Genomic DNA, 13487 nt, shown 5'->3' on the forward strand with positions numbered 1-13487 from the left:
AATACGATGTATATTGAAAGCCGAAAATAGTCTAGTGATGATGGCAAAGAGGTCACACCCGTTCCCATACCGAACACGGAAGTTAAGCTCTTTAGCGCCAATGGTAGTTGGGGGCTTCCCCCTGTGAGAGTAGGACGTCGCTAGGCGCAAAAAGTCGCTGCTGATAAACTCAGTAGTGGCTTTTTTTATATGCAAAAGAATATTAAATACTAGCAATATATATAAAGGAGACATTTCAACCAAGTGAATGGTAAAATGTCTCTTTATTATATTTTATACAGTTGTTGTTGCTGCTCGTAGTTCTATACGACGAATCTTACCAGAAGTTGTTTTTGGTAGCTCATCGATAAAGACAATACTACGAGGATATTTATAAGGCGCTGTTAATGCTTTAACGTGCTCTTGGAGTTCTTTTATTAACTCTTCCTCATCACGGTCTCTGAAGCTTTCTCGTAAGATGACAAAGGCTTTAACAATATGTCCTCTAATTTCATCTGGAGCTGCGACTACAGCACATTCTTGTACAGCTTCATGTTTATTTAAAGCATCTTCTACTTCAAATGGCCCAATTGTATAGCCTGATGAAATAATGATGTCATCTCCTCGACCTTCAAACCAAAAGTAGCCGTCTTCATCGCATTTAGCTTGGTCTCCAGTAATATACCAATCTCCACGGAAGGCAGCTTGTGTACGTTCAGGCTCACGATAATACTCTTTAAATAGAGCAGGAGAAGATTTGTGTACTGCAATATCTCCAACTTCTCCAACCGGTGCCTCGTTGCCTTCATGATCTATAATACGAACAATATTGCCGGGTGTAGGAACACCCATTGAACCTGGACGTAAATCTATATTTTCAAGTGTGCCGATTAATAAAGTATTTTCTGTTTGTCCATAGCCATCGCGAACTTTAAGATTGAAATTTTTCATAAATGTTTCGATGACTGGTCTATTTAATGGTTCACCAGCTGAAACAGCACTGCGTAGAGAAGATAAATTATAGTCTTTTAAATTATCAATCTTCGCCATAATTCGATATTCCGTTGGAGTACAGCACAATACATTAACCTTTTCTTCTTGAAGCAGTTTAAGATATGTTTTTGCATCAAATCCTCCGTGGTATACAAATGCAGTTGCGCCCAGCATAATAGTCGATAAAAATGGGCTCCAAATCCATTTTTGCCACCCTGGAGCTGCTGTAGCCCAAACTAAGTCACCTTCACGTACACAAAGCCATTGTGAAGCGGCCGTTCTAATATGTGCATAACCCCATCCGTGTGAATGAACAACTCCTTTTGGTTTGCCAGTTGTGCCAGATGTATAAGAAAGAAATGCCATATCATCTCTTTTAGTAGCAGCCGCTGTAAATGTATCTGGCTGAGTACTTGCTAATTCATCTAAAGAGGTCCAATCACCAGTAGCAGTGCCTATAACCAATTTATTATTTAAAGCCTTCACTGAAGAATTAATACTATCTACCTCACTTGTGAACGCTTCATAGGCTATCACTGCTCTTGCAGAAGAGTGTTCCATACGATATTCTAAATCACTTGCACGTAACATTTCTGAACAAGAAATAGGAACAATCCCAGCCTTTAGACAGCCAAGGAAGACAAAATAAGCTTCAGGCAGACGAGGAATAATAACTAATACGCGATCTCCTTTTTGAAGCCCCTTCTTCGTAAAGGCGTGTGCGTATTGGTTCATTTTTTGAACAAGTTCAACATAGGAAATTGTTTGACGCTCCTGCTGAGTATTTAGCCACCGTATTGCTTGGCGATCACTATCACGAGAAAATTTCTCCAATTCCTCTGTAATATTATAAAATTCCGGTGCAATTAAATCGTTTGTTACCATATGAACATTCCTCCCCTAATCAAATTTGATAGAAAATTCATAAAACTATTTTTATTTTATCAATTGCAATAATATACAGCAAGAATATTCTGTACATGAAATAGAAATATTAGATTTAATAGAGAACTATTACGTTTCTTGTTGCTGCATAGGAAGACTTCGACAAAAAATATAAAAATTTTCACAAAAAGTATTGCATAATTTATAATGCTTGCTATAATAATAAATGTACTTAAGAGGTTTTAAAAACTGAATTGAATAGTATTGTTCCGAAGTAGCTCAGTTGGTAGTAGCACCTGACTGTTAATCAGGTTGTCGCAGGTTCGAGTCCTGCCTTCGGAGCCATTTTTTTGCTCATTTTTAAAGGTGATGTATACATAAAAAATTTTTTAAAAAAGTATTGCATCGTACGACGAAAAATGTTATCATAATACTTGTCTTGTTTGAGACATTTCAAAATGGCCCCTTGGTCAAGTGGTTAAGACACCGCCCTTTCACGGCGGTAACACGGGTTCGAATCCCGTAGGGGTCACCATTTTTAAAGCATTGTAGTAATGCAAAGGCTTAAAAATAAAATAAAAAACTGTAAAGAAATGAACACCTGTTTCTATGGAGGATTAGCTCAGCTGGGAGAGCATCTGCCTTACAAGCAGAGGGTCGGCGGTTCGAGCCCGTCATCCTCCACCATATGTGTTATTTCGGAGGGGTAGCGAAGTGGCTAAACGCGGCGGACTGTAAATCCGCTCCTTAGGGTTCGGCGGTTCGAATCCGTCCCCCTCCACCAGTTTTTTATAAATGATTGGGGTATAGCCAAGCGGTAAGGCAACGGATTTTGATTCCGTCATGCCTAGGTTCGAATCCTAGTACCCCAGCCATTTTTATTTTTTGAGCCATTAGCTCAGTTGGTAGAGCATCTGACTTTTAATCAGAGGGTCGAAGGTTCGAGTCCTTCATGGCTCACTTTTATAAATAAAAAAAGTGTAACATTAACTACAGATACTAATCTCTTGCTGAAAACAGCAGGAGATTTTTTTATACGCTCTTTAATTGCATAAATATTCATAAAATTGCGAGGTTGAGCCAAGGAGGATGCAGGCTTTACAATAGTCTTACAATCTAAAGGGGGTATAGAAAAATGAATAAACTAAATATTTCTATTATTGGTGTACCAACAGATTATGGGCAAACTCGCAGAGGGGTAGATATGGGGCCGAGTGCTATTCGTTACGCAGGCGTTGTAGAGCGCCTAGAGGCAATAGGACATGTAGTACATGATCAAGGGGATATACGTGTTAGTCAAAAACAAGATGGCATTATTGTTGATAAGCAGCTACTTAATTTAGAGGAAGTTATCGATGTAAGTACGTCTTTGGCGAAAAGTGTAAATGAAGCAATTGAACAAAAGGAGTTTCCGCTTGTACTTGGTGGCGACCATAGTATCGCTATTGGCACTCTTGCAGGGCTAGGTGAGCATTATAAAAATTTAGGCGTTATTTGGTTTGATGCGCATGCTGACTTAAACACTCCAGAAACGACGCCATCTGGTAATATACATGGTATGCCATTAGCTGTAAGCATTGGACTTGGTCATGAACGGTTGGTGAAAATTCGTAATAATGTACCGAAAATTAAACCTGAAAACGTTATTATTATAGGAGCGCGTTCTGTAGATCCAGGAGAACGTGAATTAATTAGCCAGCAAGGAATCAAAGTATATACAATGCATGAAATAGATCGTCTTGGGATGACGCGTGTCATGGAAGATGCTCTAGAATATTTAAGGGAGCGCAATGTAGATGGTTTGCATTTATCACTTGATTTAGACGGTTTAGATCCACTTTATACGCCAGGGGTTGGGACTCCTGTAGCTGGTGGTATTACATATCGAGAAAGCCATTTGGCAATGGAAATGCTTCAGGAATCAGGTATGCTAACATCTGCTGAATTCGTTGAAGTTAATCCAATTTTAGATGAGAAAAATAGAACTGCCGATGTTGCAGTAGCATTAATGGGCTCTTTATTTGGCGAAACACTAGTTTAAAGAAATTTAACAAAAAATTGTCTATTGCCACAATGTATAAAAATCTTTTGCTATAATTAATAATAAAACGAAACTTTTCTTATCGATAGGTCGTATAGTATAAGACAGTTGTAAAGGTGGAGAAATAAACACAATGGATGCGTTAGTAAACAAGAAAATTAAACAAGTGCTTAAAGGTGATCAAAACGCATTTGCAGATATTGTGAGTCTCTATCAGCACAAACTGTACCAAGTATGCTATAGGATGTTAGGGAACAAGCAAGAATCTGAGGACATTGCACAAGAAGCTTTTGTTCGTGCCTATATGAACTTGCATACTTTTGATCAGAAAAGGAAATTTGCGACGTGGCTTTATCGTATAGCGACAAACCTTTGTATAGACCGTATCCGGAAGAAAAAGCCGGATTACTATTTAGATGCAGAAGTAGCTGGTACAGAAGGACTTGATATGTATTCACAGATCGCAGCAGATGACCAGCTACCTGAAGAACAGATAGAGCAAATGGAACTGCAAGATCGCATTCAATATGAAATTGGACGTTTGCCTGATAAGTACCGTTCAGTTATAGTATTGAAATATATTGAAGAATTATCATTACAGGAAATTAGCGAGATTTTAGATATGCCTCTTGGAACGGTGAAAACGAGGATTCACCGCGGACGTGAAGCATTACGAAAGCAATTAAACAATCTGTAGGAGGGGAAGCGTCATGAATACTTGTCCAGAGCATATAATAGACTATATCCATGATTATTTAGATGGTGACATTAGTCGTGAGCATGAGCAAGAGTTAAAACGACATTTGCATACATGCAGTGATTGTAAACAGTTGATGCAGGAATTAAGTGAAACAATCGCCTTTGTGAAGAGCGCTTCCCACATTACATCACCTCCGCATTTTGAAGAAGCCGTAATGGCTCGTTTACCGAAACCTAAAAGTCGTGTAGGGATGCAAAAGTGGATTCGTCGGCATCCACTCTTTGTGGCAGCAGCAGTTTTTTGTTTATTCATGAGTGCAACTTTACTAGGTAATTTTATGGATGACCGACAGTTCTCTGTGACTAAACAGCCAAATCTAGTTGTTGAAGGTCAAACGGTTATTGTGCCGAAGGGTGAAGTTGTAAAAGGCGACATTATTGTTAAAAATGGTGATTTAATTGTTGAGGGTGAAGTGGATGGCAATGTCACTGTTATTAACGGGCAGTATATGGCATCTTCGGCAGTTGTTTCGGGAAAAATAGAAGAAATTGACGAAGTATTCGAATGGTTGTGGTATACGATTAAAAATTCAGTGAAGTCTGCTGTAACATTCGAGGATAAACAAGCAACTAAATAACACTCTATACGTCCTAATAGATAGTGCACGTGAGAGGCTGAAAGGTCTACTCTTTTGAGTAGACTTTTTATTTGAAAAAAGTTACATTTGATAAGAATGTGCTATACTTATATGTGTATGGATTCGCAATGAAAAGTGGGGGATGCCACGTGCAAATTATCGAACATTTCGCTAATTTAACACCTGTGAATATTTTTATTAACTTATTAGATGTACTGCTCGTATGGTACGTTATTTATAAAATTTTAACCCTCATTAAAGGTACAAAGGCTGTCCAATTATTAAAAGGCATTTTCGTCATTATTATTGCGCGCCTTGCTACAGACTTTTTTGGGTTAGAGACGTTAGGTTGGATGTTAAAACAAGTTATCGAATTCGGTTTCTTGGCGATTATTATCATTTTCCAACCTGAAATAAGACGTGGTCTTGAACAAATTGGTAGAGGGAAGTTATTCCAACGTTCGATTAGTCAAGTTGAAGAAGAACAAACAAGGCTTATTGAGGCAATGAAGAAATCTGTTAGTTATATGGCCAAACGTCGTATAGGGGCGTTAATTTCTATTGAAAAAGAAACTGGTCTAAATGAATATATCGAAACAGGTATAGGTCTAAATGCTGAGATTTCATCTGAATTACTGATCAACATTTTTATACCTAATACACCGTTACATGATGGAGCGGTTATCATGCAAAAAGATAAAATATCGGCAGCGGCTTGTTATTTACCGCTTTCTGAGAGTCCGTTTATCTCAAAAGAGCTTGGGACACGTCACCGTGCTGCACTTGGCTTAAGTGAAGTGACAGATGCCATTACTATTGTCGTATCAGAGGAAACCGGTGCCATTAGTATTACACTGAATGGTAATCTACATCGAAATCTTTCTTTAGAAGAATTCGAAGGACTGTTACGTAAAATGTGGTTCGGATCAGCACAGGAATCAAATGCAGCCTCTAAGTTAACTTGGAGGGGGAAAAAGAATGGATAAAATGATGGATAGCCCTTGGGTGTTACGAATTGTTGCGCTAATTTTAGCCTTATTGTTATTTTTCTCCGTTCGTGCTGAATTATCTCCCTCAAATAAAACAATAATGAGTGAGCAAACAGCGGTAATCCGAGATGTACCAGTAGATGTTTTTTATGACGATAAGAACCTCATTGTAACAGGGATACCAAAGACAGTAGATGTTACGATAAAAGGTCCGATGACACTCGTTTTACAGGCTCAAGCGTCGAAGGATTTTTCTGTATTTGCAGATTTGAGTAAATTACTCATAGGTGAGCATAATGTTCGACTACAATACGAAAATATTTCGGAGAAGTTGCAAGTTACATTAGACCCTGCGATTGTAAAGGTTAATATTGAGGAAAAGGTCACACAAGAGTTTCGTGTTGACCCTGAGCTAAATACTCGTTTACTTGAAGAAGGATATATTTTAAATGGCATGAGTGCTAATCCAGCTACGGTGTATATTACAGGTGCCAAAAGTGCAATTGAAAATATTAGCTATGTAAAAGCTACTGTAACGGGTGAACGAGGCTTGAAAGAACCGTTCTCACAAGTAGCGGCAGTGAAAGTACTAGATCGTGATTTAAATAAGTTAGACGTGACGATTGAACCAGAAACTGTGAAGGTAGAAGTAGATATTGGAGCTTACAGTAGAGAGTTGCCTGTTGTGCTGAAGGAAATAGGAAAAGCAGAGAATGGTATTACCGTCAACCAACTAACAATTAGTCCAACAAAGGTGAGAGTATACGGTAGAAAATCTATGATAGATACTTTAACCGCAATACCATTAGAGGTTGATTTATCAAAAATTACAGAATCAAAAACTTATGAATTTGAAGTGAAATTGCCAGAAGGTGTGACAAAAATATCTGACTCTAAAATTAAAGTGAAGGCAGATGTTACGAAGGTAGAGCAGGAAAAAACAACAACGACAACAACGACTACCCCTCCTGCTCCTACACCTACTCCTTCGCCACCTTCAGAGGACACTAGCACTCCTTCTGATAACAGTACGCCACCGCCTACTGATAAAACAGAAGAAGATATTGATTCTTAAACAATAACTGACTATAATTTTATTTTGATTCAGTAGAGATTTCGTTCTCTATCCGTAAAGGTATTCTTTAACGGGAAGAAGTTACTTAGGCTAAAATCAAAATACCCTATGCTAAAATTTATCTGTGCCTATTTATAAGCCCAGATAAATTACATAGGGGCATAATTAATAGTTACCAGTGAATGAACGAAAATAGACTTTTCCAAAAGTAAGCAGACGAGTGGTCTAGTTGTCAGCATAGACAAGCATGACCGCCGTCTTGCATTGAAGGAGAGAATAATTAAAATGGGTAAATATTTTGGAACAGATGGCGTCCGTGGCGTCGCGAATAGTGAATTAACACCGGAGTTTGCATTTAAACTTGGCCGTGTAGGTGGTTACGTTTTAACGAAGGATGCAACTGACCGTCCAAAGGTTTTAATCGGTCGTGACACACGTATTTCAGGTGAAATGCTTGAAGGTGCACTTGTAGCTGGTCTTTTATCAATCGGCGTAGAGGTAATGCGTCTTGGTGTTATTTCGACACCAGGTGTGGCCTATCTTACTCGAATGATGAGCGCAAATGCAGGCGTTATGATTTCAGCTTCACATAACCCAGTAGCTGACAATGGTATTAAATTTTTCGGTCCTGATGGCTTTAAGCTAACAGATGCGCAAGAAGCTGAAATCGAAGCAATATTAGATGCTCAAGATGATACTTTACCACGTCCAATAGGGGCAGATTTAGGTTCTGTAAGCGACTACTTCGAGGGCGGACAAAAATATATTCAATACTTAAAACAAACGGTGGCTGAAGAATTTGAAGGCATCCACGTAGCATTAGATTGTGCACATGGCGCTACGTCTTCTCTAGCTACACACCTATTTGCAGATTTAGAAGCGGATATCTCAACGATGGGTGCCTCACCAACAGGCTTAAATATTAATGACGGTGTCGGCTCAACACATCCAGATGGATTAGCTAAATTTGTCACAGAAAAGGGTGCTGATGTTGGTTTAGCATTCGATGGCGATGGTGACCGTTTAATCGCAGTAGATGAAAACGGTAAAATTGTTGATGGTGATCAAATTATGTTCATCATTGGTAAGCATTTAAATACAGTTGGTCGCTTGAAAAAGCAAACAATCGTTTCGACGGTAATGAGTAACATGGGCTTCTACAAAGCTGTTGAAGATAACGATATGCATAGTGTACAAACAGCTGTAGGTGATCGTTACGTTGTAGAAGAAATGCGTGCTAATGATTATAATCTTGGTGGCGAGCAATCTGGTCACATTGTTTTCCTAGACTTTAACACAACTGGAGATGGCTTATTAACAGGTATTCAGCTTGTTAATATTATGAAAGCTACAGGTAAAAAACTATCAGAGCTTGCTTCGGAAATGAAAATTTACCCACAGCGTTTAGTCAACGTACGTGTAACAGACAAGCATGCTGTGACAGAAAATGCAAAAGTTGCTGCAGTGATTGCTGAAGTAGAAGCAGATATGGCTGGTAACGGTCGCGTGTTAGTACGTCCTTCTGGTACTGAGCCACTTGTACGAGTAATGGTGGAAGCGGCTACAGAAGAAGACTGTGAGCGTTACGTAGAGCGTATAGCAAATGTTGTCCGTGCAGAAATGGGCTTAACTGAATAAATAGTATGAACTCGATTTCCTTTGATAGGAGGTCGAGTTTTTATTTTTGTTCCTTCCTAAATGTACCAACGAAAAAATGAATGCTTTCGAAAAGAATGGGAACAGTAGTACAGAGTCACAATAACAAGGAGTGTTGTATTGCAATGGCTAAAATTGCTACAGTGATTACTAATATGTTTGAGGACGCTGAATATACAAGTCCTAAAGGAGCATTAGAAGCGGCAGGCCATGAACTAATAACGATTGATACGACGGCAGGCATTGAGGTAGAAGGTAAGCATGGAGAGAAAGTAAAAATCGATAAAGACATCGATGAGGTAAATGCTTCTGAATTCGATGCATTATTTATCCCAGGCGGTTTTTCTCCTGATATATTACGTGTAGATGATCGTGTTGTGGCATTTGTTAAAGAATTTATGGATGAGATGAAGCCAACCTTTGCTATTTGTCATGGACCTCAATTACTCATTACGGCAAAAACATTAAAAGGTCGTGACGCAACTGGCTACAAATCGATTCGTGTAGATTTAGAAAATGCAGGTGCGATATTCCATGACGAGGAAGTGTTTGTTTGCCAAAATCAATTGGTAACAAGTCGCACACCGGAGGATCTACCAGCATTTAATCGAGAAATTGTGAAATTATTGGAGAATAAAGAAGGCTAAGCTTAAAAGGCACAAGTAGTTTGCCTGTGCCTTTTATGTTTTAACTTCTTTCAGCGAGTGTCAAGCCCTTCAATGGATGTCACGAAAATCGGAAAAGAAGTGAATAAAGGATACTAGCCTAAGCTGACTAACCTGCATCGATGCCGCCGCTACGCTACGTTAGCACTGCGCTTCGCACTAAAACATTTGCGGGCATCAGCAAATCTCCATACTGGACGCAATTATGCCGATGCATAGTTATTCTAATTAAAATAGCCCTATTTCTTTTTCAACGCTATAATAGCATTAGTAATTTGTCCAAGTCCGATACCAATGATAATTCCAACACCGGCACCTATTGCAGTGTCAATCCAGCCTTTATCAAAAAAAGCTTCATATCCACCGCCAGTTAGAAAACCGGTTAATCCGCCAATGCCTAATCCTAAAAATAGGAAGCCACCATAAAACAGTCCGATTGCCTCATAATCTGCGGGATCGCGATTTTCGTAATACTGCTGGAAGCGTTCATTTAAATCCTCAGATTGCTCAGAGTTACTGGCGAATTGCAATTCCTCGCTAGCCTTATTAAAAGCTTCTTGCTCCGTTAAACCTTGTGACATTAAATCATTCATATAATCGCTCATATAGATTATCATGTCATCTTGCGCTTCTCGTCCCTGATCGGAACGCCCTTTAAACTTAGACAATTGCTTGTCAATTTTCCGTTTAGTTTGCCCACTTTTCTTACGCAGCTTTTCTATATAAGTCATCTCAGCATCCTGCAAATAATTCTGGGATTGTTCTTTCGTAAAACGATTAATTCTCTCCTGAATTTCACGACTAAAGCTCATGTTTGTTCCCTCCATTATGTCTTAAAATTTCAATACGACTACTTAAAAAATCCCATTTAGCCCAGAAAGATATTAATTTTTCTCTTCCTTGTTCATTTAGTGTGTAAAATTTCCTTGGTGGACCCATTTCAGATGGCTTTTTGACAATATTGACAAGGCGATTTCTTTCCAATCGCATAAGTAACGCATATACAGTTCCTTCAGCTATGCCCTCGAACCCCATCTGCGTGAGATATTTGACAATCTCATAACCATATATTTCACCGCGGCTAATGATTTCTAATACGATACCTTCTAAGACTCCTTTGAGCATTTCACTCAGATTATCCATAATCTCACCCCCAGGCTTAGCTCACCTGTACTAAGTGTTGCTAAGTACTGTATATAGTATTGCTAAGTAGTGGCTTTGTCAAGCAATAAAAGAATAGAATTTATCCAGGTTGATATTTACTTTTAGAGCAATTTATTTTGACACTGTTCAAAATAAATCCTTCACCGAAAATATTTGTTGCTGACATAAGGAAAAAACATCGTAGTTTAAACTTCTTTATGTAACGTAAGTGAAACGGCAGTTACTTTGGTGGCGACAGCTCAATAATGCCAAGGTATAAATCTCAAGACAGGCTATATAGCAGATTGTTTGTCTACTTTTTGTCATTAAAAAGTAGGATAAATAGGTGTTTTTTATAACGAAAATTTGACGTATAGCATATGATTGAGTATGATGGAGAAGTTGAATTATGAGGTCCGACCTTATCATTTAACGAAAGCGCATAAGGAGGGAAGAAAGCGCAAAATCGGAAAACAATTATAGCGCCTGAGCTGAAGAAATTGGACGAAACTATCTTCAGCAGACGAGGTGGAGGTTTATCGAAAGTTCGGCGGATGCCTCCCGATCGACGTACCCGATTGTCACTTTTCATTTTGAAAGCATTTAAGCGATTGAATGTACAGAAAATGAAAAAGGTATAGTTAAAGCAATAGATAAATAGAGAAACCTCATGTATCGAATGTTTACTATTCAGATGGCTGAATGAGTGTTAAGCATGGAATGTAAAAGCTATGCCTATTAATAAGCATACTTTTACATTCAAAAAAATTCGATAGGTTGAGGTCTAGTTTGTCGTTGCGTCAAATTGACAATATCGGAGGAAAAGAAATTTATGTGTGGAATTGTAGGATATATTGGAGAATCAGATGCAAAGGAAATTTTATTAAAAGGTTTAGAGAAACTAGAGTATCGTGGCTATGACTCAGCGGGTATCGCAGTACGAAACGAAGATGGTGTAACAGTCTTTAAAGAAAAGGGACGTATTGCAGATTTACGTGATGCAGTGGATGAGGACGTTGCTGCCAAAGTGGGTATCGGCCATACACGTTGGGCAACTCATGGTGTGCCAAACCGTTTGAATGCACACCCTCACCAAAGTGCATCAGGACGTTTTACGCTAGTACACAACGGAGTTATCGAAAACTATCATTTATTACAAAAAACTTATTTAAAAGGTATTCCGATGAAATCTGATACAGACACAGAGGTCATCGTACAATTAGTAGAGCTATTTGTGAAAGAAGGTTTAAGCACGGCTGAGTCATTCCGTAAAACATTATCTTTATTACATGGCTCTTACGCATTAGCCCTATTAGATGCAGAAGCGGCAGATACAATTTTCGTTGCGAAAAACAAATCTCCACTTTTAGTTGGTGTTGGTGAAGGCTTTAATGTTGTAGCTTCAGATGCGATGGCAATGCTACAGGTAACAGATCAATATGTGGAACTACATGATAAAGAGGTCGTAATCGTACACAAAGCTAGCGTTGAAATTACAAAGTTAGACGGTACATTAGTAGAACGTGCACCATATACAGCTGAGCTCGATATGAGCGATATTGAAAAAGGTACGTACCCTCACTATATGTTAAAAGAAATGGATGAGCAGCCAACAGTTATTCGTAAAATCATTCAAGCGTACGAAGGTGAGAATGGTGAATTAACAATTGATGCTACTATTTTAGAAGCATTACAAGCAGCAGACCGTCTATATATTATTGCAGCCGGCACAAGTTATCATGCAGGTCTAATCGGTAAGCAATATTTTGAAAAAATGGCTGGTATCCCAGTGGAAGTTCATATTTCAAGTGAATTCGGCTACAATATGCCATTACTTTCAGAAAAACCATTGTTTATCTTTATTACACAATCAGGTGAAACAGCAGATAGCCGTCAAGTACTTGTGAAAATTAAAGAGCTTGGTTATCCAACATTAACGATTACAAACGTACCTGGCTCTACACTTTCACGTGAGGCAGACCATACATTGTTATTACATGCAGGTCCAGAAATTGCGGTAGCCTCTACAAAAGCTTATGTAGCACAAGTAGCTGTACTTGCTCTAACAGCCTATGTAACAGCGAAAGCTAATGGCAAAGGCTTAGAATACGATTTAAAACAAGAACTTGCGATTGCAGCAAACGGTATCCAAACAATTATCGATTCAAAGGATGTTTTAGAGGATATTGCTGAGGACTACTTAAAAATCGCACGCAACGCATTCTTCATCGGCCGTAACATAGACTTCTATGTAAGCCTTGAGGGTGCCCTAAAGCTAAAAGAAATCTCTTATATCCAAGCAGAAGGCTTTGCAGGTGGCGAGCTAAAACACGGAACAATTGCCTTAATCGAAGAAGGTACACCGGTGTTTGCCCTTGTTACACAAGCAGCAGTAGGATTAAACATCCGTGGTAACGTCAAAGAGGTAGCAGCACGTGGAGCATACCCATGCATTATTGCTATGGCTGGCGTAGATGAAGACGGTGACCGTTTAGTAATTCCTCAAGTTCATGAATTACTAACACCACTAGTTTCTGTAGTGCCATTACAATTAATTAGCTATTACGCAGCACTACACCGCCGCTGTGATGTGGATAAACCACGTAACTTGGCTAAATCGGTGACTGTTGAGTAATTGTTGAGATAGAGTTCAATTGTGAGTGTAGGTGTGAGTTATAACTAATGCTGTCACAATTTATAATTATATTTGTCATAAATAAATAA

The 13487-nt window shown here is 38.8% G+C and carries 11 protein-coding genes, 6 tRNA genes and 1 rRNA gene; 15 read left to right on the forward strand and 3 right to left on the reverse strand.

The genetic code is table 11. The features are described 5' to 3' along the window. Positions 1 to 30: 30 nt before the first annotated feature. Positions 31 to 146 (forward strand): 5S ribosomal RNA (rrf, locus tag PVA17_RS01630). Between the two features lie 127 nt (positions 147 to 273). Here rrf and mbcS read toward each other — a convergent pair. Further along, the gene (mbcS, locus tag PVA17_RS01635; protein WP_274066698.1) at positions 274 to 1857 is read right to left on the reverse strand and encodes an acyl-CoA synthetase MbcS; all 1584 of its coding nucleotides are present in this window, start codon (positions 1855 to 1857) and stop codon (positions 274 to 276) included. Positions 1858 to 2125: 268 nt separating this feature from the next. Between mbcS and PVA17_RS01640 the strand changes: the two genes are divergently transcribed. The 13 genes from PVA17_RS01640 (at position 2126) to PVA17_RS01700 (ending at position 9602) form a co-directional block, all read left to right on the forward strand. Then, a tRNA-Asn gene (locus tag PVA17_RS01640) sits at positions 2126 to 2202 on the forward strand. A gap of 115 nt (positions 2203 to 2317) precedes the next feature. Further along, positions 2318 to 2392, forward strand: a tRNA-Glu gene (locus PVA17_RS01645). A gap of 76 nt (positions 2393 to 2468) precedes the next feature. Then, positions 2469 to 2544, forward strand: a tRNA-Val gene (locus tag PVA17_RS01650). A 13-nt stretch (positions 2545 to 2557) separates the two neighbouring features. After that, a tRNA-Tyr gene (locus PVA17_RS01655) sits at positions 2558 to 2641 on the forward strand. 16 nt (positions 2642 to 2657) lie between these two features. Further along, positions 2658 to 2732: transfer RNA gene (locus PVA17_RS01660), tRNA-Gln, on the forward strand. 12 nt (positions 2733 to 2744) lie between these two features. Further along, positions 2745 to 2817 (forward strand) — tRNA-Lys (locus tag PVA17_RS01665). 175 nt (positions 2818 to 2992) lie between these two features. Further along, positions 2993 to 3898, forward strand: coding sequence for an arginase (gene rocF, locus PVA17_RS01670; protein WP_132361147.1), 906 nt, complete (start codon positions 2993 to 2995; stop codon positions 3896 to 3898). A gap of 133 nt (positions 3899 to 4031) precedes the next feature. After that, complete coding sequence (gene sigW, locus PVA17_RS01675; RefSeq protein ID WP_100542806.1) at positions 4032 to 4595, forward strand: RNA polymerase sigma factor SigW; 564 nt, start codon at positions 4032 to 4034, stop codon at positions 4593 to 4595. A gap of 13 nt (positions 4596 to 4608) precedes the next feature. Then, positions 4609 to 5235 carry an anti-sigma factor family protein gene (locus PVA17_RS01680; RefSeq protein ID WP_132361149.1) on the forward strand — a complete coding sequence of 209 codons (627 nt, stop codon included), beginning with the start codon at positions 4609 to 4611 and terminating at the stop codon, positions 5233 to 5235. Between the two features lie 149 nt (positions 5236 to 5384). After that, on the forward strand, positions 5385 to 6221 hold the full coding sequence (cdaA, locus tag PVA17_RS01685) for a diadenylate cyclase CdaA (RefSeq protein ID WP_132361151.1): 837 nt from the start codon (positions 5385 to 5387) through the stop codon (positions 6219 to 6221). After that, the gene (locus PVA17_RS01690; protein ID WP_274066699.1) at positions 6214 to 7299 is read left to right on the forward strand and encodes a CdaR family protein; all 1086 of its coding nucleotides are present in this window, start codon (positions 6214 to 6216) and stop codon (positions 7297 to 7299) included. Before cdaA ends, PVA17_RS01690 begins: the two co-directional genes overlap by 8 nt. A 285-nt stretch (positions 7300 to 7584) precedes the next feature. Further along, the gene (glmM, locus tag PVA17_RS01695) at positions 7585 to 8937 is read left to right on the forward strand and encodes a phosphoglucosamine mutase (protein WP_132361155.1); all 1353 of its coding nucleotides are present in this window, start codon (positions 7585 to 7587) and stop codon (positions 8935 to 8937) included. Between the two features lie 143 nt (positions 8938 to 9080). After that, the gene (locus tag PVA17_RS01700; protein ID WP_132361157.1) at positions 9081 to 9602 is read left to right on the forward strand and encodes a type 1 glutamine amidotransferase domain-containing protein; all 522 of its coding nucleotides are present in this window, start codon (positions 9081 to 9083) and stop codon (positions 9600 to 9602) included. 257 nt (positions 9603 to 9859) lie between these two features. Here the strand turns inward: PVA17_RS01700 and PVA17_RS01705 are convergent, their stop codons facing one another. Both PVA17_RS01705 and PVA17_RS01710 read right to left on the reverse strand, forming a co-directional pair. Further along, entirely contained in the window at positions 9860 to 10432 is a 573-nt protein-coding gene (locus PVA17_RS01705; protein ID WP_132361159.1) for a hypothetical protein, read from the reverse strand. Beyond that, complete coding sequence (locus tag PVA17_RS01710; RefSeq protein WP_274066700.1) at positions 10422 to 10763, reverse strand: PadR family transcriptional regulator; 342 nt, start codon at positions 10761 to 10763, stop codon at positions 10422 to 10424. Before PVA17_RS01710 ends, PVA17_RS01705 begins: the two co-directional genes overlap by 11 nt. A gap of 832 nt (positions 10764 to 11595) precedes the next feature. Here PVA17_RS01710 and glmS point away from each other — a divergent pair. After that, entirely contained in the window at positions 11596 to 13398 is a 1803-nt protein-coding gene (gene glmS / locus PVA17_RS01715; protein ID WP_132361161.1) for a glutamine--fructose-6-phosphate transaminase (isomerizing), read from the forward strand. Positions 13399 to 13487 lie beyond the last annotated feature (89 nt).

It is taken from the genome of Lysinibacillus sp. CNPSo 3705, from assembly GCF_028674935.1.
Taxonomy (GTDB): Bacteria; Bacillota; Bacilli; order Bacillales_A; family Planococcaceae; genus Lysinibacillus.